This window comes from Porphyrobacter sp. MBR-155 (assembly GCF_040547625.1).
Lineage (GTDB): Bacteria > Pseudomonadota > Alphaproteobacteria > Sphingomonadales > Sphingomonadaceae > Erythrobacter.
This window is the reverse complement of record NZ_JBEPQB010000004.1, coordinates 133,698-153,856: the sequence shown is the minus strand read 5'-3', so window position 1 is coordinate 153,856 and position 20,159 is coordinate 133,698. Positions and strand designations below refer to the sequence as shown.

Below are 20,159 nucleotides of genomic sequence, written 5' to 3'. Positions count from 1 at the left end.
CTGCATTCTCCTGTTTACCGGGCAGCATAGAAGCGCGCGGGCTTATAATGCAATCTAGTGCGCGCGGCTTTTCACTCAATAGCCAGCGGCAAATAGCTTTGCTGCGCGGCGTCCAACCCTGACTTGTGCGGTGCCAGCCGTTCCGGTGCGAGGTCGAACAGCGCAGGCGCATGAGTATAAAGCACGCCCGCTCGCACTTCGCGCCCCGGATAGATTGCCTCCAACGCGGCGACATAGGCGGCCATCTGCCGCAACGTCGCCAGCGGAATCGCATCGGCGCTGGCGGGCGGGCGGCGGGTGGTCTTGAAATCCACCACGGTGATCCGCGTATCCTCGATCAGCAGTCGATCCGCCGTGCCTGCCACCACCACCCCGCCCACCGTCGCGGCCAGCGGCACCTCAGCCAGCGCACGCGGTGAAAACAGCGCGGCAAAATCAGGGTGGGCGAGCACGGCCGTCGCAGAGCCAAGCATTTCCGCACGTTCCGCATCGGGCAGATCGCCTGCCTGCCGTTCCAGCCAGCGGTGCGCGGTCAGCGCCCGTTCGGCCTCGGGCACATCGGGCAGACGTTCGAGCAGACGATGGATCAGGCTCCCGCGACGGGCCGCAATCCGCGCGACATCGGGCGGCAGCGGCGGTTCGCCGCCCTTTTCCTCACCCGCGCTTGATGGAGCAAGCGGGCGCGGTGGGCGCGGCTCGGGGCCGATCGGCGTTGTCATCCATGGCGGAAGCTCAGGCGGCGTTGCCGCGTCCGATTGCGCATTGTCGCCGGGCATCAACGGTTCAGCGTGATGACCCCACTCCTTACGCCATCGCCACACCGGATCAGCGAGTTCCTCGCCGTCGAACAAGGGCGCAAGCCGCGCATACCAGCTGTCATCATGCGGGACGCGGTTCCTTGCTTCGTTCTTGTTGAGCGATCCGCCGATGAACAGCGCTTCTTCGGCGCGGGTCATGGCGACATAAAGCAGCCGCCAATGCTCCTGCATCGCCGCCGTCTTGGCCGCTTCCTCAGCCGCGCTGACCCGCCCCTTGCGTTCCTCCTTGTTCAGCGGAGGCAATAGCACCGCGCGCACCCGTTCAGGATCGTTCGCTAATCCAAAGGCATCATCATCCAGTGCCAGATCGCCTGGCTTGCCCGGTTCGCCCGTGGCGTCGGCAAGGATGACGATCGGCGCCTGCAAACCCTTCGAACCATGCACCGTCATCACCCGCACCTGCCCGGTGGCGCTGTCCGAATCGCGTTTCAGATCACCGGTTCCGGCATCGAACCACTGCAAGAACCCGGCAAGGCTCGGCCAATGCTCCGCTTCAAATGCGAAGGCTGCGTTGACCAGCTCATCAAGCGGGTCGTTCGCCTCGCTCCCCAAGCGTTCAACCAGCCGCGCACGGCCTTGCCACGGGCCGGTCAGCAGCCAGGTTATCAGCGCCTGCGGGGTCTGGTAATCGGCGCGGCGCAGGAGTTCGCGCAATCGTTCAGCCGCGTCCCGCACCAACGGCGGCGCATCCGCGCGGCGCAAATGATCCCACAGCCGCACCTTGTCCGACCGGGGAACGTGGGCGAGGATATCATCCTGCGTCCACCCCGCCAGCGGCGAGGCGAGCAGGTTGGCGAGGCTCAGATCATCGAGGGGTTGCGACGCAAAGCGCAGGGCCGCCAGCACATCCTTAACCGCCAGCGGCGCGCCCAATCGCAGCCGGTCAACCCCGGCCACCGGCACGCCGCGCGCGTGCAGCTTAGCCACAATCTGCGCAGCGAGCGCTTTTCGTTGGCGCACCAGCACCATGATGTCGCCCGCCTGCGCATGGCGGCGCGAGCCTTTTTCCAGCACGAACGGATCGGTCAGGTTCACCCAGCGCTGCACCTGCTGCGCGATGCGATCGGCGAGCAAGGTATCATGCGCCGGCAGCCAGTCGCCGCCATCGTCACCTTCATCATCGCCGTCGCCCTCACCCTCGCCCGCGTGGGGAAAAACGGGCGGCCACAGCGTGACAAGTCCGGGGCGCTCGGCACCTTCATGCGGCGCAGGTTCGCGATCAAGCCCGAAGGCGGGAAAGCCCAAAAGCGCAATCGTGCGATTGACGAAATCGAGCACCACATTGGCTGTGCGGAACGATTGGCCGAGGTCGAGATCCTGCCAGCCCGGCTCGCGCCGATTGATGCGGCTGGCGCGGATGCCGTCACGCGCCTGCATGATGCGCGCCTCAACCTTTTGTTTGGCGCGGGCGAAGTTTTCCGGACTGGTGCCCTGAAACCCGAAAATCGCCTGCTTGTAATCGCCCACGGAGAAGATGGTGCGCAATTTATCCCCGCGCGCGCCTTCGCCGCTGAAGAAATCATCGATCAGCGCGAACACGATGTCCCACTGGCTCTGGTTGGTATCCTGCGCCTCGTCGATCAGGATGTGGTCGAAATGCCGGTCAAGCTTGTAGCGGATCCAGTCTGCCGCCGCAGAATTGCCGAGCAGGTCGGCGGCCTTACGGATCAGGTCGGAAAAATCGAGCAGCCCTTCGCGGGCCTTGCGCGCTTCCCACCTCAGCGCAAACGCCCGCCCGATTTCGAGCGCGGCGGTGACGATTTCGGCGGTGGCGAGCAGCGCACGGCGAATTTCGACTTCCTCAATCGCGACGGCAATCGTCTCCTGATTGTCGATGAAATCAGGGTCAGTCTCCCGCGGCTTCTTGAGGGTTAGGCTCGGCATGCCATCCGCCCTGAGCAGCGTTCCACGGAACCCCGCAGCGGCAGAAATCCGCGCGGGCCAGTCCAGTTCCAGCCATTCCCGCATGAAGCTAAGGCACTTGGCCGCCGTCGCCGTGCCCCACGCTTCAAGCGGGGGGATCATCGCCAGCAGATGATCATCGGGGAAAATATCAGGGTGCAGCGGCTCGTTCGCCCAATCTGCGCCCGCATCGGCTGGCATCCCCAAGGTCTGCCGCACCCGCGCATCCATCGGGGATTGCCACGCGCCCTGCCCTGCCCACAGCTCATGTGCATCGGCGGCGCGCATCAGCCATTTCTGTAACGCGCCCGGTTCCTTGCGGGTGGTGAACAGGGTGGTCGCATCCAGCAACCGGGCATCGCCCGCGCGCTCAGCCCCCTCAATCAGATCGGTGAGAACATCGCGCGCCAACAGGTCGCGGCTGCGATCGTCCATCACCCGCGTGCCGGGGGCAAGGCCCGCCTCATCGGGGAAATTGCCAATCAGAAACTGCGCAAAGGCGTGGATCGTATCAATCCTGAGGCCGCCACCGGGGCAATCGAGCACGCTGGCAAACAGGCTGCGCGCGCGTTCCAGGGTGGCCGGGTCGATATCCGCGCCAAGATGGCCAAGTTCCCGCGCCAGCGTCGCCTCGGGCAATCGCACCCAGCGTGCCAGCACCGCGTTGATGCGGTTGGCCATTTCCGCCGCGCCCGCCTTGGTAAAGGTCAGGCACAGGATCTGCGACGGTGCAACATCTTCGCGCAGCAGCAGGCGCAGCACGCGCGCGGACAATACCTGCGTCTTGCCCGTCCCGGCCGATGCCGACAGCCAGACGTTGTCAGCAGGGTTCGCCGCGAGCCGTTGATTGCCCGCCAGCGGGAATACCAACCCGCCGCCGCTCATGCTGCATCATCCTGATCGGTGAGGCCCACGATCCATTCTTCCAGCCGCATTAGCTGATCATATTCATTATAGCCTTTGTAATCAGGGTTCTCGCGCGCGGTAAACGGTGCGCTGCCCTTGATATATTCGCGAATGGCGTGGCCCAGTCGCTCGGCATGGAAGGGCAGGTATTCGCCGGGTTCAAGCCCGGTTCTTGCGTTCCCTTCTTTCATCGGGGTTTGCTGATAACCGAATCCATCGCCCTTTTGCGGCTTCCCCAGCGACCAATATTCAAACCGCGTCGGCGTGCCGGTCACCACCGTGCCATGGCGTTCAAACCGGCCATGCTGCGCGATCAAGCCAAGGATGCCGAGTTGCAGCGCATAGCCCGCCGTCACCTGTGCCTTGCTTGGCGGCGCGCCGGTTTTGTAATCGACGATGGCCAGTGTCCCATCGGCGAGCTGATCAATGCGGTCAGCACGGCCCTTCACCTTCACGTCATCGAAGGTCATCTCGCCCGAAAATTCGCTGGCCAGCACCTTCCGGCCCTCGGCCGCGGCAGCATCCAGCCATGCCTCGAAACGTTCGAGCGCCGCGATCAGGCGCGGCTGCCACAGCGCCCGGAACAACGGGTGCACCTGTTCGGCGGCGAACTGCGCGGCGGCAAATGGCGCAATCGCCTGCGCCGGGTCAACCACGCGGGCGTGATGCCATTTTTCCAGAATATCATGCACCAACGTCCCGCGCAGCGCCGGATCGCTGAACGGATCAGCGGCGAGCGGCTGCAACTGCCTGAGATTGAGGATCGCCTGCGCATAGAACTGATAGGGATCGCCCAGCAGCCGGTCGAGCGCAGTCACCTTGATCGGCACATCGCGCAAGGCGGGCGCAGGATCGGGCGCAGGGCGCGGATAGGCCGTGCTTCTCGCACGTTCACGGTCGAGATGCGGCAACAGCGCCGGGATTGCGGTTTCGCGGTGTTCGCGCGCCAGATCATCGCCCAGCAACGCCTCTACCCTTAGCAGGAAGCGCGACGGCAGCGTCGGCCCCTCGGCATCGCGCAAGGCCCGGCTTAGCACCACCTGCGGCGCGCCCATTGCCCCGGCCAGATCATGCGCGGACAGCCCAATCCTGAACTCTGCCCCCGGCACGCCGAGCGCGCGCAGGATCGCAGGTGCGAGCAAGGGATCAGCGGCGGGCGGCTGCGGCCAGCTGCCTTCATTCAGCCCTGCGCAGATGACCATATCAGCCCGCGCCATGCGCGCTTCAAGCAAGCCGTAAATCGCCACACGCGGGTGCCCGCCATAACCGGGGCGCACCGCGACTTCATCCATTGCATCGCGCAGGATGCCCGCGATATCGGCGCTTTCGATCACGGTACCGAGCGCTTCGGCGTGGCCGCGCAATTCCTCGATCATGGCGCCAAGCGCACGCCCATCTTCGCGCTCCCATGCCGATGGCCCGGCAAAGGCTTCGCACGCGGCGGCGAGGATTCCGAGCGCGTCGGCCAGCCCAATTTGCTCCGGCCAATCGGAAAGCGGTGCGATCAACCCCGCAGCCTCGGCCCACCACGCAACGACGCCCGCCTTGTCCGCCGCCTTGCGCAGCGGCTCTATCCCCGGCGCAGGGGACGGCCCGCGCAATTGCCGGTCAAAGGCGCGCAGGCCGGTCAGCCACGCCTGCCGCGCTTCGCCGTCACTGCCGCGCACCAAGGGATGCCCGAAAGCCGCAACCAGATTGCCGGGATCGGCCCCATGCGCGGCGATTTCCACCAGCAAGCCCAGCAACCGGCCCGCCGGGGTCAGCGCCAAGGACTGACCGGCGCTATCATCGGCGGCAATATTCCAGCGCGCCAGATGCTGCACCACCCGCCGGGCAAGACCGCGATCAGCGGTGACGATCGCGATCCGCTGTTCGGGTTGTTCAAGCGCTTCGCGCACCATCAGCGCAATCGCCTGCGCTTCGATTTCGATCGTCGCGCTGGTCAGCACGCGAACGCCTGCCAAGCGCCGCTGATCGGGCTTTAACGCCGCCCACGAACGGCTCGCTCGCGGGGGCAGAAACAAGGACGAGATCGCCCGGCTGCGGGCTGGCTCTGCCGCAGCAATCCCGCGCCGGTGCCATTGCTGCACCTCTGCGCGGTTCACCCCCATGCGGTTGAGCAGCAGCTTGAGATGATATTGCGGGTGCGACAGCACATCATCCGTGCCGAACACCGCCCCGCCGGGCGCGTCGGCTGCACCTGCACGGCCCAATTCCTCCCACGCGGCATCATCCATCGCCAGATCGAGATCGGGCAGCACCACCGCGCCCAACGGCAGTTCGGCCACCACGCGCAGCAGCCGTGCCAGCGCCGGGGAAGCACTGGTGACACCGGCTGCAAGGATGGGGTGCGGCGGCGGCGCAACTTTCCAGCGAAGCGCGGCGCGATCAAACAGCAGGTTGCGCCGGGTGGCGGCATCGACCTCACCGCGCGAATCCAGCTCCGCCTGCCAGCGGGTGTTGACCCGCGCGAACAGGCGGACGGCGCGTTTCCAATGATCAGCCACACCCGCCACACTGTCGAGCACCGGTTCGCTCAGCAGATCATCAGCGCGCTTTTCCTCGACCAGCAACCGATCCATCGCCCGCGCCATTTCGCGCGCCAGATTGAGCCGTGCGCGGCCCGGCAGCGGTTCCATGCCCTCGCTGGCGCGCTCCTCGGCAATCAGGCGATCCAGCGCGAGCCAGCGGCGCACAGGATCGCAGGCAGGCGGGATGTCCGCCGCACCCAGCGGATCGAGCGCCGCGCCCAGTTTTTCGTCAAGGTCAAGATCACCCACCGCAATCATGCGCGGCATCAACAGTCCGCCTTCACCCGTTTCCCCGGCATGGCGGATGAAGGCTTCGGACAGGGTGCGCGCGGCGCGACTGCTCGGCACCAGCACAGTAAGGCGGGCCAGCCCGAAACCCGGTTCGCGGTAGCGCGGCACCAGCCCTGCCACCAGCGCATCGGCAAAGCCGCGATGCGCGGCGCTGGAATAGACCAGCGGCCCTGTGCGGCGCGCCTCAGCCACCCTGCAACGCCGCTTCAGTCGGACGGATCGCTTGCGGAGTGCCGACTTCGAACCACAACCCGGTGAAAGACAGGCCGTAAAGCCGCCCTTCTTTGATCGCGCGTTCCCACAATTGCATTGTCCCGAATGGACCAGTCGGCGCATCGCGCATCAAGCGGTGCGAAACCAGTTGGATACCAGTATAGATAAACGGCGCGATCCGGCCATCAAGGCGGCGCGACAGCCTACCCAGCGGATCCATGTGGAAATCGCCCGGCCCGCTAAAATTCGCCGCGCGCGCGTGGGGAACCACCAGCAGCAGCGCGTCCATCGCGTCCGGATCCCAGCGCGACGACAGATCGTGAAACGCGCTTTTCGGACCGTCGAGCCAGATATTGTCAGCGTTCAGCGCAAAGAACGGGTCGGGCAGACGCGGCAGCGCCTTCGCCATCCCGCCGCCGGTTTCGAGCAACAGCGCGCGCTCATCCGAGACACTCACCTGCGGCGCGCGACAAGCAAGCACATGTGCCTCCAGCGCATCGGCGAGGTAATGCACATTCACCACCGCGCGCGCGACCCCGGCCTCGGCCAGCCGATCGAGCGCGTGGTCAATCAACGCCTTGCCCGCAACCCGCACCAGCGGTTTGGGCTGCGACGCGGTGAGCGGGCGCATCCGCTTGCCCAGCCCTGCGGCAAGGATCATTGCAGTATCAGAAGCGAGCGGCCCTGCGGTCATGCGGCGAATGCCCCATTGGCAGCGCGCAATGCGGGCGGGATATTGGCATCGAACCAGCGCGCCACCGGTGCCAGCGCAGGGTGCGCCAGATCACGCTCCATCGCTGCCCAGACGCGCGGGATCATGGTGAGGTATTTGGGCTTGCCATCGCGCCGATCAAGCCGGGTAAAAATGCCGACAATCTTGGCATTGCGCTGCGCACCGAGCCGCGCGTAGTCGGCAAGGAAATCATCATCGCTAATTCCGGCACCAGCGCAATAATGCGCGAGCATCGCACCCTCCAACACCTCTGGCACATCGCGCCGCGCGTCCTGCAACAGAGAGACAAGGTCATAGGCCGGGTGGCCGACCAGTGCGTCCTGAAAATCAATCAACCCCTGCGGCGCGCCCGCTTGCCCGCCCAGCAGCATGATATTTTCGGCATGGTAATCGCGCAGCACGGTAACGCCGGGATGCTGGCGTTCCAGCAAAGGGGTGAGCGCTTCCTCCCACGCCGCAGCATAGCCGGCCCCATCCACATCCAACCCCTGCGCCGGGCAATACCATTCGGTCAGCAACGCCGCCTCGCGGGCATAGGTCGCCATGTCGTAGGCCGGAAATGGCCCCGCTGGCAGGCGGTGGAGCGCCACCAGCGCATCGACGGCTGCAGCATAGGCCGCCGCCTCATCCGCCGGGTTGAGATCGAGCCAATCGCGCATCCGGTCGTTGCCGAAATCCTCGGTCAGCACCCAGCCTTTGGCCGCGTCTTCAGCAAGGATCGCTGGCGCGCGCATCCCGTTTTCATTGAGCCAATGCGCGACATGCAGGAACGGCGCGGGGTCTTCATGCGGCGGGGGCGCGTGCATCAGCATCGCCGATTCGCCGCCTCGAACGAGCCGAAAGTAGCGACGGAACGATGCATCGCCGGGTAGCGGCGCAATATCGGCCCCGCCCCAACCTGCGTCGGCGACAAATTCGGCAAGACCGGAAGGAAGCACGCTCATGGCATCCGCCCTACCCAATCCGAGCCGCCGCGGGCAATCGCAATGCGCCCATCTTCGCCGCTTTCCCCCACCAATTCCAGCGTGATCGAAAGACAGCCTGCCTCACGGTCAAACCCGCCCGCATGATCGGGCCATTCGGCCAGCAGCGCCGCGCCTTCGCGGTAATCATCCAGCCCGATTTCATCGAGCTCACTGGGATGTTCGAGCCGGTAAAAATCGGCATGGACGACAGGTAGGCGCAGCGGCGGCGCATCATAGGTTTCGATGATCGTGAAGGTCGGCGACGGCACCTCGCCCGCATGGCCCAGCGCCGCCAGAATTGCACGCGCGAGCGTGGTCTTGCCTGCCCCCAACCCGCCGGTCAGCGCCACCACATCGCCCGCGCGCAGCCGTGCCGCAATCGCCGCACCGTAATGCGCCATCGCCGCCAGATCAGGCAGGGTCGTGCGCGTCTCGTTCACGGCAGGCGGATCGTCGCGGTGGTGCCTGCGCCCTTGCGGCTGGCGATATCGAGGGTGCCATCATGCGCTTCGATCAACTGCCGCGCGAGCGGAATGCCCAGCCCCGTGCGGCGTTCGGGCGCGCCGTCCTTGCCCGGCCGCACCCCGCCCTGCGCCAGCGCGAGTTCGCGTGACGACATGCCCCGACCGTTGTCGGCGATACTGATTTCGACACCCCAATCCGATCCATCGGGTGCCTTGTTCAGTTCGATCACGATCCGGCCACCTTCGGGCGTGCCAGTGATGGCGTTGTCCAGGAGATTGCCGACCGCCCGGCCCAACTGGCGCGGGTCGGCATCGACCACCCGGCCCCGACGGCCTTTGAGATCAAGGCTCAGGCCCGCAGCGATGATCACCTGTTCGCGTTCGCGCACCAGCGTTGTGAGGAAATCGAGCAGATCGACCCGTTCCTTGCTGATCGGCAGCAGCCCCGCTTCGCTCTGCGACAGGTCGAGCACATTTTCGACCTGCTCGGTAAGACGCGCGACTGCGCTCAGGATGGCATCGACATATTCACCCGCCTGCTCCGGCCCTTCAGCCACGCCGCTTTTCAGCAGTTCGGCATAGCCGCCAATCGTGGTCAGAGGGGTGCGGAATTCGTAGGACATATTGGCGAGGAACCGCGCCTTGACCGCGTCGGCCTCTTCCAGCGCTTCGGCGCGTTCGCGCAGAGCCTGCTCGGCCTTTTGCGAGGCGGTGATGTCGAGCACCGTCAGAAGCCCATTGCCATCGGGCAGCGGAATCCCGGCAAAGCGCAAGCTGCGCCCATCGGCAAGATCAACCTGCCCACCTTTTTCGCGCCGGTCCAATGTCGCCGCGCGCACCGCCGCACCGATCAGCGCCACCTCGTCCGGGCGCACCAGATTGCGTCCAATCGCGCTTAGCAATTCATCCGCGCTGGGGTGCTGATCGAGCAGTTCCGGCGTCAGACCCCAAGTTCCCGCAAAGCTTCGGTTCCACAATTGCACCGACCCATCGGGCGAGAAAATCACCAGCGCTTCGAACAGGCTATCAAGCGTCGCGGTGCGGGTTCGCAGCAGAGTATCGCGCCCAGCGGACAGCGCCAGGCTTTCAGTGCGATCTTCGGTAATCAGCACCAGCCCGCCGTCGGGCATGGGTTGCGCGACCACCCGCAGATGCGTGCCGCCGGGTAGCGGCCAGGCTTCCTCCTGCGTCCCTCGCGCGCCGAACCATGCTGCGCGTTCACGCCGCCATTCGGGAAAATCGCGCACTTCGGGCGTGCTCCCGCGTTCGCGCGCATCGGAAAGGAAGCGGTCAAACGCAGTGCGCTCAGCAATTGCCTCGTCCGTCAGCGCGAACAACCGCCGGAAAGGGCGGTTTGCAAATATCAGACGCTCTTCCGGGTCGAACTGCGCGACGCCGACTGATAGCTGATCCAGCATCACCCGCTGGGCATCGCGAAACGCCCGGAATTCGCGCGCGACTTGCTGTTGCTCCTCAATGTCGATGGCGTAGCCTGCCACGCCTTCCTGCCCCAATGGCAGATCGCTGACACGCAAGGTGCGGCGCGCGCCATGGATCGTGGCGGCGACGATCCGTTCGGATTTATCCTGATTTTGGAGCGCATTGCGCGCGATGTCGGCAGGCGATCGCGCATCATCGGGTTCAAGCAGTTCGATCTGGCTGTCCACGACTTCCGCAGCGCTGCCCGCGCCCACTGCATCGACATAGGCCTGATTGACGAGCTGCAAGGTCAGATCGCTGCCCCTGAACCACATCGGCATTGGCGCCGCTTCGATCAGGCCTACCAATGCGGCAAAATCCCCGGTCGCCCGTGCCGCAGCGGCGCGCAGGCGGGCCAGTTCGCCGTGGCTTTCGGTAAAGTCGAACACCCACACCAGCGCCGCCCCGCCCGGCGAAACCTGCGGATCAGCGAGCGTGCCATGCAGCGCAAGGCTGCGCTGCGAACCGGGCAGGTTGATTGCCATGCGAAACGGAGCAGCGCTTTTCTGCGTCGCCTGCACCCGCGCCCATAATTGGTCCACCTGTTCGCGGGATAGCCCGCCGCCCTTGCTCGTCCCGCCGTCGGGCGCAAGTTCGCTGAGGTATTTCGGCATCGCGGCAAGGCCCAGCAGCCGAGCCAGTTTGTCGGGCGCTTCAATCCGCCCGTCGACTCGCACCAGCAGAGGCAGCGCGGGCGCGACATCGAGCAGTGCCTGCATCCGCTTGAGGCTGGTCTTGAGCGCCCTTGCGCGCTTCATGCCCCGATTGGCGCGGATGATGACCACCGCAGCGCCCACCGCCCAAGCGGCGAGCACCAGCGCAATAAGCACAAGCGAGACGGGCGAGATGTCCATTGCCCCTTCGCTATGCGCGCCCGCGCGTCAGTGCAACGGGGATGACCCCATCCGCCCCCAACCCCGTGAGAAAACAGGGTGGGACGGACGGTTTCTTGCGATCAATAGCGGTAATGATCAGGCTTGAACGGGCCAGCCTGCGGCACACCGATATAATCGGCCTGTTTGTTGCTGAGCTGGCTGAGCTTCACGCCCAGCTTGTCCAGATGCAGCGCTGCCACCTTTTCATCGAGGTGTTTGGGCAGGACATAAACGTCGTTGTCGTATTCATCCGCCTTGGTGAACAGCTCGATCTGCGCCAGCGTCTGGTTGGTGAAGCTCGCGCTCATCACGAAACTCGGGTGGCCGGTGGCGCAGCCGAGGTTTACCAGACGGCCCTTGGCAAGGATAATGATCGACTTGCCATCGGGGAAGGTGACGAGATCGGTGCCTTCCTTGACTTCACGCCAATCGTAATTCGACAGCGCGCTAATCTGAATCTCGCTGTCAAAGTGGCCGATGTTGCAGACGATCGCCATCGGCTTCATCGCCTCCATGTGTTCAGCGGTGATCACGTCTTCATTGCCTGTGGCGGTCACGAAGATGTCGGCGTGCTTGACCGCGTCTTCCATCCTGACAACCTCGAACCCGTCCATCGCTGCCTGCAATGCGCAAATCGGGTCGATTTCGGTCACCAGCACACGCGCCCCGCCATTACGCAGCGAAGCCGCCGAACCCTTGCCGACGTCGCCATAGCCCGCGACGCAGGCGACCTTGCCAGCCAGCATCACGTCAGTCGCGCGGCGGATCGCGTCGACCAGCGATTCCTTGCAGCCATAGAGATTGTCGAACTTCGACTTGGTAACGCTGTCATTGACGTTGATCGCCGGGAACGGCAGCTTGCCCTGCTTGGCAATCTGATACAGCCGCATCACCCCGGTGGTGGTTTCTTCCGACACGCCCTTGATAGCCTTCACCGCCTTGGTGAGATAGCCGGGCTTGGCCGCGACAAACGCCTTTAATGCGCGCTGAAATTCGATTTCTTCGGCATTGGCAGGAGCAGGCAGTTCCTCGCCCGCTTCAATCCGCGCGCCCCACAACACGAACATGGTCGCATCGCCGCCATCATCGAGGATCAGATTGCAGGTAAGATCAGGATCGGCCTCGGTCGACCAATCGAAGATCCGGCCGACATAATCCCAATATTCGCCCAGCGTCTCACCCTTGATCGCAAACACGGGAATCCCGCTCTCGGCAATCGCGGCGGCGGCGTGATCCTGCGTGGAATAGATATTGCAGGTCGCCCAGCGCACTTCGGCACCCAGCGCCACCAGCGTTTCGATCAGCACCGCGGTCTGGATCGTCATGTGCAGCGAACCGGTAATGCGCGCGCCCTTGAGCGGCTGCGCCGCGCCATATTCTTCGCGCAAGGCCATCAGGCCGGGCATTTCGGTTTCGGCAATGCGGATTTCATCGCGGCCAAAACGGGCCAGAGTGATATCCCTGATGACATGTTCCTGCGTCGGGGCGGTAGTGGTGGGGGCGGTTGCCATGATATATCTCCTGTGTCGGCCCACACGGAATTAGCGCGGGCGCTGACCAATGCCGTGCCCCTAGCGACGCGGGCGACGTGAGGCAAATATAAACTTATCTTTATATGTCTATTTGTTGCCCCTGCCGCAGCGATCACTATACAACGGCGCAAGGTTCCCCCGCACAAAGGATGCACACGACATGACGATTTCTGTTGGCGACAAACTCCCCGAAGTCACCTTGGTAAAGGCTACTGCCGAAGGCCCGCAGGCGGTCAAATCGAGCGAATATTTCGCAGGCAAGCGGGTTGCGCTGTTCTCCGTCCCCGGCGCCTTCACCCCGACCTGTTCGGCCAAGCATCTGCCCGGTTTCGTCGACAAGGCCGCCGATCTCAAAGCCAAGGGCGTGGACGAAATCGTTGGCACCGCCGTCAATGATGCCTTTGTCATGGGGGCCTGGAACAAGGCCGCTGGCAGCGACGACATCACCATGCTCGCTGATGGCAATGCCGAATTTGTCGAGGCGATTGGCCTGACGATGGATGGGTCGGGCTTTGGCCTGGGCAAGCGCGGCCAGCGTTTTTCGATGGTCGTCAATGATGGTGTTGTCGAACAGCTCAACATCGAAGAACCGGGCGATTTCAAAGTGTCGAGCGCCGAGCATATGCTCGGCCAACTCTGACCGGCTGCATTTCGGACATAATAAAGGGCACCTTTTGACAGGTGCCCTTTATTGAATTCAGGCAAATCTACCGATCAATAGCCCATCAGGCTCATCACTTCCTTGCGGCTGCGTTGATCTTCCAGAAAACAGCCGAGCACCCGGCTGGTAATCATGCCGACGCCGGGCGTCCTCACCCCGCGTCCGGTCATGCAGCCGTGCTGTGCCTCGATCACCACGGCCACGCCATGCGGTTCAAGATTGTCCCAGATGCACTTGGCGACTTCCGCCGTCAGCCGCTCCTGAATCTGGAGCCGCTGGGCATAGCCGTGCAGCACCCGCGCCAGTTTTGAAATGCCCACGACCTTCTTGTTCGGCAGATAGGCAATCGCCGCCTTGCCTGTAATCGGGGCCAAGTGGTGTTCGCAATGCGACTGGAACGGGATGTCTTTCAGCAGCACAATCTCGTCATACCCGCCAACTTCCTCGAAAATCCGCGAAAGGTGGATCGCCGGATCCTGCTTGTAGCCTTCGCAATATTCCAACCACGCGCGCCCGACTCGCTTAGGCGTATCGCGCAACCCTTCGCGGTCTGGGTCATCGCCCGCCCATGCGATCAGTGTGCGAATAGCATCCTGCACGTGATCGGGCACGTCGGGCTTGCCCAGCGGATTGTCCCCATCGAAATCATCATCGCGATACTGGGCAGAGCTATAATCCATCTTCTGGCGTCTTTCTTCACTCATCGGCTCTGTCGTAGCCCCCTTGTCTGTCGATCCCAAGTGTCCGTTCAGGCCGAGATACGCAAGCCGTTGCGCGCGCGGATGCTGATTGCGCAAAAACATTGTTCCCAATTCGCCATGTAGGAGCGATCATTGCCAATTCATCCCCCGGATTTGGACAGGAGGCACCCATTGCGCGATCACAGCATTGCCGAATTTGAAGCCGCCGCCCGCGCCGTGCTGGCGCGACTGCCAGCGATGTTTCGCGATCAGGTGGCGGATATCGTGTTGCGGGTTGATGACTTTGCCACGGCTGAACAGCTGGCGCTGGTGGGAATTGCCGATCGCTGGGAACTGACCGGACTGTACGAAGGGGTCGCCCTGCCCGATCGTTCGCAATGGGATCACGAGACGATGCCGCCGGTCATCACTTTGTTCCGAAAGCCATTACTGGAGGAAATGGCCCAGACCGGGGTCGCGTTCGAGGCGCTTGTCCGACACGTCGTGATCCACGAAGCCGGACACCATTTCGGCCTGTCTGACGCCGATATGCACGCGCTTGAGCAAAGTGCCGGACGGTGATTCGGCCAAACAGCGCCGAGCCATAAATCAATCAGGCCATGAACCAATAAAGCCCGCCCCTCGGCTGAGGAGCGGGCTTTATTGGTGCACCCGGAGCGATTCGAACGCCCGGCCCCCAGATTCGTAGTCTGGTGCTCTATCCAGCTGAGCTACGGGTGCGCCTTGGAGGGCGGCTCATAAGGGGGTCTCAACCGCTTGGCAAGGGGCCTTGGCCGCCGCTCAGCGATTTTGAAAAAGCTGCTGAGCCAGCATGACATCCAGCGGCGGCTTGGCCAGCGCGAGCGCCTGTTGCGGGGTGAACCAACCGACCTCGCCGCCTTCCAGCGACTCAGGAACCCCGTCCCAACCACCCACTGTGTAAAGCAGAATGACAATCGCGTTTGCCGACTGAGCGATACTGGTCTCGGCAAATCCCGCTGGCGCACATGTTGCCGAATCGCACCGGATTCCGAGCTCCTCGCTTAGTTCGCGAATCAGGGATTCTATCGGCATTTCATCGGGTTCAACCTTGCCGCCGGGGAACTCCCACAGGCCGGCATGGTGTTTGCCGGGCGGGCGTTTGTGCATCAACCAGCGGCCATCGCCCCCCATCAGTGCCCCAGCAACCACCGCAGTCCAGCGCTGCATCATGTCGGTTTTTTTTCCATCTCGGTGGCTCTCATCAACTATTTCTTAACCCGCCTAGGCGATTTTCATCCTCATCAGGACGCAAACAATAGGTGTTACCCCCATGATCCCGACATTGATGAAAGACATTGTCGAAGACCAGCAAGGGGCGACGGCTATCGAATATGGCCTGATCGCGGCTCTCATCGTCATTGCCATGATTGCATCACTTTCGAGCGTTGCAGGTTCAACAATCGAAATGTGGAATGAAGTTGAAGCCAAAAGCAGCGAGGCCATGAGTAATTAATTACCTGCCGCATTCGCGTTAGGAATTTCTCAATAGGTGTCGATTAGCACAATATCTGCCCGCCTTGAAACAGGGGGGTTAGGGTACCGAAGACTGAACCAGGAGACTAGACATGACCTTTTTCAAGAATCTCGTCCGTGACGAACAGGGCGCCACCGCCATCGAATACGGCCTTATCGCCGCTCTGATCGCTGTTGCCGCCATCACCGCGATGACTGCACTGGGCGAAAGCCTCGAAGACACCTTCACCAACGTTTCGGGTACGCTCGATTCTGCCAACACGCCGACCCCGTAAGCTTCGGCACGGTGAAAATGAAAGACGGCGGGGAGCAATCCCCGCCGTTTTTCTTTGTCCGCAAGAAGTGTGCGCCAATCTGGCAGGCAAGCACGCTCGGCATCGTCTGACGCAGCACGAACCGTCCCCAGATCAACCGCGAGAAGCCCAGCACCATGGAGAACAGCCAGACCACCTGCACACGATCCGGCGCATCAACAAAACGCACCCGGAACTGCGCAAAGTCGACCTGAGCCTGCTGGCCCGGCGGAGTCTCGAACCGCACGGCATAGGGCTTGCCGCCCCCGGCCGGACGCATCGAGCGCACCGTGTCGCGCACCGTGCTGTATCCGCCCGTATAGCCTCGGTCGCCAAGCTCACGAGCTAAGCGCTGGGCGCTGAGCCCGGGATAGGCCTCCAGTCGCGCCCGCAGATAATCAATATGTGGATCCAGCAGGCGCTCCCGCGGCTGCCGCGGGCCATAGGTCGGCACCTCGACCCCGCGTGCAATATATTTGCGGACCGTCTTGCGGTCGACGCCCAATTGCCGGGCTATCACGGCGACCTTCACGCCTTGGCGATGCAAATCCAGGATCATCATCAATTCTCCAAGCTTCTTCATCGCAGCATCGCCTCCCAACAGGAGGACTATGCCCGATGTTTCCAATTTGACCCTGTCCGGGGCGCGCCCCGGACAGGGTCAAACAAACGAAGTGGGGAATTTTCAAATGTCACTTCTGGGGCATTTTAATCTGCCAGCGACAGGAGAAAGATCAAGGTTGATTTAGTCATGTACGCCAGCCTGCGAGGCCCATCTCGAGCTCGGTTTATAGTGGATGCAATCGACCGCGAGCTCGCTGGCCCGCTTCGCAATGGGCTAGGGCGTTTCGAAAGCCTGTTGAACGCAGTTGGTATCACCATAGAAATTGATGATAATATCCGGCGCGATATCTTCGAGCTCCAACAGATTAGAAACTGCCTGTCTCATAGGTTTGGAGTGGTTGATTCACGACTGGCCAAAGCTTGCCCATGGCTAAAGAAGCGCGTGGGCGAACGGTTAGAAATCTCAAGGGATGATTTCGTCCGATACGTGAATGCAAGTGGGGGTTTACTACTTGCCTTGCTCTACTCAGTAGCCAATCTAATGGGCCTTGACTTAAAGGGTGACGTTGAGAGACTGACTTCGAAGGCGCATGGTGATGATCCCAATATCCCCACAAAAGAAAGAAGGGCATCAGGGAAGCGCTTAGCTGCTGAAGAGTAGGTTGGCTCAGGCCCCCAGCCTCTCCAGTACCCTCTTGACCCCCGAAGGATGCCAGCTGCCGCCCCTCGGGGCTTCCACGTGCCTCTCATTGAGCCGCTGGGCGATCTCCCTCAGACTGGTGGCACCTGCAGCCCTCACGGCTTCGATCTCCACGGCAAGCTCACGGGCAGCAGCGAGGAACGGGAGCTGAGCTTGCGCCGCTTTGCGGTCCCCTTCCCCCGTGCTGCGGTTGAACTCGCCCTTGAGAAAAGAGGCGACGTCAGTCAGCCAACGCTTCCGCACCTGCCACTTAGCGGATCCGGCTCTACGGGACAGTTTGAACATCTCTTCCATGCCTTCCGTGTAGCACTTTTGCGTAGCAGTCGGAAGGAATAAACCGTTGTTTTTCAGTCTTTTCAACGCTCTATAAGCGTGTGGTGGCAGGGCTTGAATCGAACCAGTCCAATAACGCTATGATATCAATATTGTTATTTAGATCAGATCAAAGCCTCCCCCACACTCTCCCCCACATTTTCGTTAATCTAACGGCAATTCGGTTCAGCATTTTGCTCGAAAAGCTTAACGAATAGGGTGCCTGCAGAATACCAAAGTCCTTGGCTCAGCTCTGGGCGCTGAGTGCTGCCCGCCCTAGGTCGGTAATAAACCAATATGCACCATCGTCGATGTCTAACGGATCGGCAGCCTCACCATCGCGGTTCCGACAGCCTACAAACCCTCTCGTCTGCAAGTCACGAAGCACATCAGTTAAGCCGTCATGCCACCATGCGCTCGATGCCCACATTACGTTTTCGGTTAACTGGCTGAGACAATCGCGTTCATTTTCGTCGAGCATTTGGGGTACCTGTAGATGTGCGTGGCTAGAGTTTTGTCACTTCTCGACCAAATCGTCGGATCTGCCGGTGTAAATCGCAGGGTCTGGAAGCGCGCTTGTTGATGTGCCGAGGTGGCTGCGTACGTCAGGGAACACCTCGATAACATAACGTGCCAAGCGATGCCGCGGACTGAGGCCAAGTGCATGAAGTGCGACATGGTATGCCGCCATCCACTCTGCCGCCGAGGTAGGCCCCGCCATTTCTTTGTCGTTGAGAAAGTTGACCAGCACCAGCCGCGCGTCAACACCTTGATCACGAAGCCAGTGAAGGTGTGCTAGACGGTTGGCGAGCTGATAGAAGACAACATGCCAGTCTGCACGCTCGCGCTTGGCGCGCAGGGCCTCCGCAGTCTCGTACAGGCGGCGTTTTATGAGATTCAGCGAGGCTTCACTCGCACCTGAGCCAGGCGAGCACATTTCCGCAATATGCGCCTTGGCTTCGACAAGGAGCACGGTCCCGCTGGATGTCACGCCAAGGGCATCCCACTGCGGACCTCCAGACGGCCAGAAGGCAGCAAGTTGGGGCCGCAAATGGCCAAGACCAAGCCGTTCAACGAAGGTGCCGTCGCGATACTCGGCATAGTCATCGGCGAGGAGCGGCGATCGCCAATCGATCGTCTGGTCTTTGCCCACCGCATTGAGGATTGGCTCATTAAGCGATGGCCATGCTTCGTTCACGGCTCGCTGGATCCATTTAAGGCTCCCACGCTCACCTGGAGGCTGCGATACTCTGCTCATGGTCGCGACCATGGCGAATTAAGAACGCAAGCCGGCGCTCGGCGCGCGACGTAACCGCTCCAGTCCATCCCATTCGACAGGCTGGGGTGGCCTCGTGCGCGGATCAGCAATGTCGAGCTGCCTGACGGTATAATCGAGCTTGCCAAAGTTACAGAGCGCGCAGCAAATGACGACATTGTCCTCATCAGATCGCCCGCCATGGCTATGGGGCACAACATGATCGTACTGGAGCCAGAAACATGAGAACGCGGCATGTTGCTTCTCGGGCACGCTGCTCACCCACGGCACTGCAGCAGGATAAAGGCTGTGCAAGAGTTTCCTGATGTCTGCATCGATCACGGGAATTCCGCAGTAGCGGCAGCGGTGCCCGTCACGGGCCAACACGTTGCGCTTAGTGGCTGCTTTTGGAGCCCTGATCGGGTCGAGCTGGTCTTTGGGTAGCTTCTTTGTGTCGTTTTCCGGTCTGGGAATGCGGATATTTAGACTTGGCTTCTGCCAATCAACCCACGCCCACTCGTACACCGCCGGCATATTTGCATGGATCAACAAAGTCTCGGCCTCGTCAAAGTGATCTTGGAGATGAGCATCCGCTGCTTGCGAGAGCAGCTCCCATGCCTGAAAAATCTCAGGGATCGGCACTCTGATCGAGTGTCTATCTCGTGTGAGCGTTGTCATTTCCAAACCTGGCGCCTCCCGTTCCGAAAGCCTTTCGCTACGAGCAAATGTGTACCTCGTTCCCATTCGATAACCGCATCAGGTTAAAGAACGCCGAGGCTCCGAGGCGGCATCACGGCTACGACATTGTCCTTTACCATCAACAGAGCCTCTCGTGCCCTTGACCTAGATGCGGAGTGAACTCTGCTGGTCAGGGTGCAAACCGTGTCTATCGTATGCTCATGCCTTGGAGTTACTGCTGTGTCGACTGAACCGTTTCGCCGTATTCTTCTGCCTGAGCCAGTCGCTAAGATCTATGAAGCGGTGCAGGAGCTTTCTGCCCTGTATCCCGGCAGGCCGTTCACCCCTGACGGACATCTCGTCGGTTCGATTGGTGAGGTGATTGCTGCCGAAGCACTCGGGCTCAGCCTTTATCCCCCGTCCCAGCCGCGGCACGACGCCTATGACGAAAATGGCGATGTGCAGATAAAGCTCACTGCGGGGAGGGCGATCTCGATGTACGACACCTGCGATCGGCTCGTGGTGCTGCGGATCGTTTCGCCGCACGAAGCGGAAGTAGTCTACGATGGTCCTGGCGAAATCGCCTGGCTCTCTGCGGGCGCGATAGCGAAGAATGGCCAGCGTCGCATTAGCCTATCCCGTCTCAGAGCCCTGGCCGGGCAAGGCTGGGACGACTGACGCGCCGGAGGGTGGCAGCTTAGCGCTGACCTCAGCTGAAACCAACCGTTCGCCCCGCGAACTACGATCGGCAGCTTCGGGGCAGTTTGATGTAGGGAGGGTTCCGCTCGCTGA

At 62.1% G+C, this 20,159-nt stretch carries 18 protein-coding genes, 1 tRNA gene and 1 pseudogene; 6 read left to right on the top strand and 14 right to left on the bottom strand.

Annotated features, from left to right (window positions below; translation table 11 throughout):
• Nucleotides 1–71 precede the first annotated feature (71 nt).
• The 7 genes from addA to ahcY all read right to left on the bottom strand — a co-directional run bounded on the left by addA (nucleotide 72) and on the right by ahcY (nucleotide 12,688).
• Entirely contained in the window at nucleotides 72–3,605 is a 3,534-nt protein-coding gene (addA, locus tag ABIE62_RS05675) for a double-strand break repair helicase AddA (protein ID WP_354324295.1), read from the bottom strand.
• Nucleotides 3,602–6,640 (bottom strand): double-strand break repair protein AddB, encoded by a 3,039-nt coding sequence (gene addB, locus ABIE62_RS05670; protein ID WP_354324294.1) that lies wholly within the window; start codon nucleotides 6,638–6,640, stop codon nucleotides 3,602–3,604. Before addB ends, addA begins: the two co-directional genes overlap by 4 nt.
• Nucleotides 6,633–7,355, bottom strand: coding sequence for a nucleotidyltransferase family protein (locus ABIE62_RS05665; RefSeq protein ID WP_354324292.1), 723 nt, complete (start codon nucleotides 7,353–7,355; stop codon nucleotides 6,633–6,635). The genes addB and ABIE62_RS05665 overlap by 8 nt, the downstream gene beginning before the upstream one ends.
• The gene (locus ABIE62_RS05660) at nucleotides 7,352–8,338 is read right to left on the bottom strand and encodes an aminoglycoside phosphotransferase family protein (protein ID WP_354324290.1); all 987 of its coding nucleotides are present in this window, start codon (nucleotides 8,336–8,338) and stop codon (nucleotides 7,352–7,354) included. Before ABIE62_RS05660 ends, ABIE62_RS05665 begins: the two co-directional genes overlap by 4 nt.
• Nucleotides 8,335–8,799, bottom strand: coding sequence for a tRNA (adenosine(37)-N6)-threonylcarbamoyltransferase complex ATPase subunit type 1 TsaE (gene tsaE / locus ABIE62_RS05655; protein ID WP_354324288.1), 465 nt, complete (start codon nucleotides 8,797–8,799; stop codon nucleotides 8,335–8,337). The genes ABIE62_RS05660 and tsaE overlap by 4 nt, the downstream gene beginning before the upstream one ends.
• The gene (locus ABIE62_RS05650) at nucleotides 8,796–11,156 is read right to left on the bottom strand and encodes a PAS domain-containing sensor histidine kinase (RefSeq protein ID WP_354324286.1); all 2,361 of its coding nucleotides are present in this window, start codon (nucleotides 11,154–11,156) and stop codon (nucleotides 8,796–8,798) included. The genes tsaE and ABIE62_RS05650 overlap by 4 nt, the downstream gene beginning before the upstream one ends.
• A gap of 101 nt (nucleotides 11,157–11,257) precedes the next feature.
• Nucleotides 11,258–12,688, bottom strand: a complete 1,431-nt coding sequence (gene ahcY, locus ABIE62_RS05645) for an adenosylhomocysteinase (RefSeq protein WP_354324285.1) — start codon at nucleotides 12,686–12,688, stop codon at nucleotides 11,258–11,260.
• 181 nt (nucleotides 12,689–12,869) lie between these two features.
• On the opposite strand from ahcY, the gene ABIE62_RS05640 reads away from it, so the two are divergent.
• Entirely contained in the window at nucleotides 12,870–13,349 is a 480-nt protein-coding gene (locus ABIE62_RS05640; protein ID WP_354324283.1) for a peroxiredoxin, read from the top strand.
• 74 nt (nucleotides 13,350–13,423) lie between these two features.
• Here the strand turns inward: ABIE62_RS05640 and folE are convergent, their stop codons facing one another.
• Nucleotides 13,424–14,050, bottom strand: coding sequence for a GTP cyclohydrolase I FolE (folE, locus tag ABIE62_RS05635; RefSeq protein WP_354324515.1), 627 nt, complete (start codon nucleotides 14,048–14,050; stop codon nucleotides 13,424–13,426).
• 192 nt (nucleotides 14,051–14,242) lie between these two features.
• Between folE and ABIE62_RS05630 the strand changes: the two genes are divergently transcribed.
• Nucleotides 14,243–14,632: a metallopeptidase family protein gene (locus ABIE62_RS05630; RefSeq protein ID WP_354324281.1), complete on the top strand. Its 390-nt coding sequence runs from the start codon at nucleotides 14,243–14,245 to the stop codon at nucleotides 14,630–14,632.
• Nucleotides 14,633–14,714: 82 nt separating this feature from the next.
• Here ABIE62_RS05630 and ABIE62_RS05625 read toward each other — a convergent pair.
• Together ABIE62_RS05625 and ABIE62_RS05620 are read right to left on the bottom strand one after the other, a co-directional pair.
• Nucleotides 14,715–14,791, bottom strand: a tRNA-Arg gene (locus ABIE62_RS05625).
• 60 nt (nucleotides 14,792–14,851) lie between these two features.
• Nucleotides 14,852–15,262 (bottom strand): (deoxy)nucleoside triphosphate pyrophosphohydrolase, encoded by a 411-nt coding sequence (locus tag ABIE62_RS05620; RefSeq protein WP_354324280.1) that lies wholly within the window; start codon nucleotides 15,260–15,262, stop codon nucleotides 14,852–14,854.
• A gap of 100 nt (nucleotides 15,263–15,362) precedes the next feature.
• Here ABIE62_RS05620 and ABIE62_RS05615 point away from each other — a divergent pair, with 100 nt between their 5' ends.
• On the top strand, nucleotides 15,363–15,545 hold the full coding sequence (locus ABIE62_RS05615) for a Flp family type IVb pilin (RefSeq protein ID WP_354324278.1): 183 nt from the start codon (nucleotides 15,363–15,365) through the stop codon (nucleotides 15,543–15,545).
• 112 nt (nucleotides 15,546–15,657) lie between these two features.
• The gene (locus ABIE62_RS05610) at nucleotides 15,658–15,840 is read left to right on the top strand and encodes a Flp family type IVb pilin (RefSeq protein WP_354324277.1); all 183 of its coding nucleotides are present in this window, start codon (nucleotides 15,658–15,660) and stop codon (nucleotides 15,838–15,840) included.
• 70 nt (nucleotides 15,841–15,910) lie between these two features.
• Here the strand turns inward: ABIE62_RS05610 and ABIE62_RS05605 are convergent.
• Nucleotides 15,911–16,441: pseudogene (locus ABIE62_RS05605) on the bottom strand (helix-turn-helix domain-containing protein); the annotation flags it as partial.
• Between the two features lie 210 nt (nucleotides 16,442–16,651).
• On the opposite strand from ABIE62_RS05605, the gene ABIE62_RS05600 reads away from it, so the two are divergent.
• The gene (locus ABIE62_RS05600) at nucleotides 16,652–17,083 is read left to right on the top strand and encodes a hypothetical protein (protein ID WP_354324276.1); all 432 of its coding nucleotides are present in this window, start codon (nucleotides 16,652–16,654) and stop codon (nucleotides 17,081–17,083) included.
• Between the two features lie 6 nt (nucleotides 17,084–17,089).
• Here the strand turns inward: ABIE62_RS05600 and ABIE62_RS05595 are convergent, their stop codons facing one another.
• The 3 genes from ABIE62_RS05595 to ABIE62_RS05585 all read right to left on the bottom strand — a co-directional run bounded on the left by ABIE62_RS05595 (nucleotide 17,090) and on the right by ABIE62_RS05585 (nucleotide 19,367).
• A complete protein-coding gene (locus ABIE62_RS05595) occupies nucleotides 17,090–17,416 on the bottom strand; it encodes a recombinase-like helix-turn-helix domain-containing protein (protein WP_354324274.1) in 327 nt (108 codons plus the stop codon).
• Between the two features lie 535 nt (nucleotides 17,417–17,951).
• Nucleotides 17,952–18,632 carry a hypothetical protein gene (locus tag ABIE62_RS05590; RefSeq protein ID WP_354324273.1) on the bottom strand — a complete coding sequence of 227 codons (681 nt, stop codon included), beginning with the start codon at nucleotides 18,630–18,632 and terminating at the stop codon, nucleotides 17,952–17,954.
• A gap of 78 nt (nucleotides 18,633–18,710) precedes the next feature.
• Nucleotides 18,711–19,367 (bottom strand): HNH endonuclease, encoded by a 657-nt coding sequence (locus ABIE62_RS05585; RefSeq protein WP_354324271.1) that lies wholly within the window; start codon nucleotides 19,365–19,367, stop codon nucleotides 18,711–18,713.
• 240 nt (nucleotides 19,368–19,607) lie between these two features.
• Between ABIE62_RS05585 and ABIE62_RS05580 the strand changes: the two genes are divergently transcribed.
• On the top strand, nucleotides 19,608–20,045 hold the full coding sequence (locus ABIE62_RS05580) for a DUF6998 domain-containing protein (protein ID WP_354324270.1): 438 nt from the start codon (nucleotides 19,608–19,610) through the stop codon (nucleotides 20,043–20,045).
• The last annotated feature ends 114 nt before the right edge of the window (nucleotides 20,046–20,159 follow it).

Bases quoted from the DNA above. Each gene is read 5' to 3' on its own strand.
- addA (WP_354324295.1), bottom strand. From the start codon at position 3,605: ATGAGCGGCGGCGGGTTGGTATTCCCGCTGGCGGGCAATCAACGGCTC.
- ABIE62_RS05665 (WP_354324292.1), bottom strand. From the start codon at position 7,355: ATGACCGCAGGGCCGCTCGCTTCTGATACTGCAATGATCCTTGCCGCA.
- ABIE62_RS05660 (WP_354324290.1), bottom strand. From the start codon at position 8,338: ATGAGCGTGCTTCCTTCCGGTCTTGCCGAATTTGTCGCCGACGCAGGT.
- ABIE62_RS05650 (WP_354324286.1), bottom strand. From the start codon at position 11,156: ATGGACATCTCGCCCGTCTCGCTTGTGCTTATTGCGCTGGTGCTCGCC.
- ahcY (WP_354324285.1), bottom strand. From the start codon at position 12,688: ATGGCAACCGCCCCCACCACTACCGCCCCGACGCAGGAACATGTCATC.
- ABIE62_RS05640 (WP_354324283.1), top strand. From the start codon at position 12,870: ATGACGATTTCTGTTGGCGACAAACTCCCCGAAGTCACCTTGGTAAAG.
- folE (WP_354324515.1), bottom strand. From the start codon at position 14,050: ATGGATTATAGCTCTGCCCAGTATCGCGATGATGATTTCGATGGGGAC.
- ABIE62_RS05620 (WP_354324280.1), bottom strand. From the start codon at position 15,262: ATGATGCAGCGCTGGACTGCGGTGGTTGCTGGGGCACTGATGGGGGGC.
- ABIE62_RS05615 (WP_354324278.1), top strand. From the start codon at position 15,363: ATGATCCCGACATTGATGAAAGACATTGTCGAAGACCAGCAAGGGGCG.
- ABIE62_RS05610 (WP_354324277.1), top strand. From the start codon at position 15,658: ATGACCTTTTTCAAGAATCTCGTCCGTGACGAACAGGGCGCCACCGCC.
- ABIE62_RS05595 (WP_354324274.1), bottom strand. From the start codon at position 17,416: ATGGAAGAGATGTTCAAACTGTCCCGTAGAGCCGGATCCGCTAAGTGG.
- ABIE62_RS05585 (WP_354324271.1), bottom strand. From the start codon at position 19,367: ATGACAACGCTCACACGAGATAGACACTCGATCAGAGTGCCGATCCCT.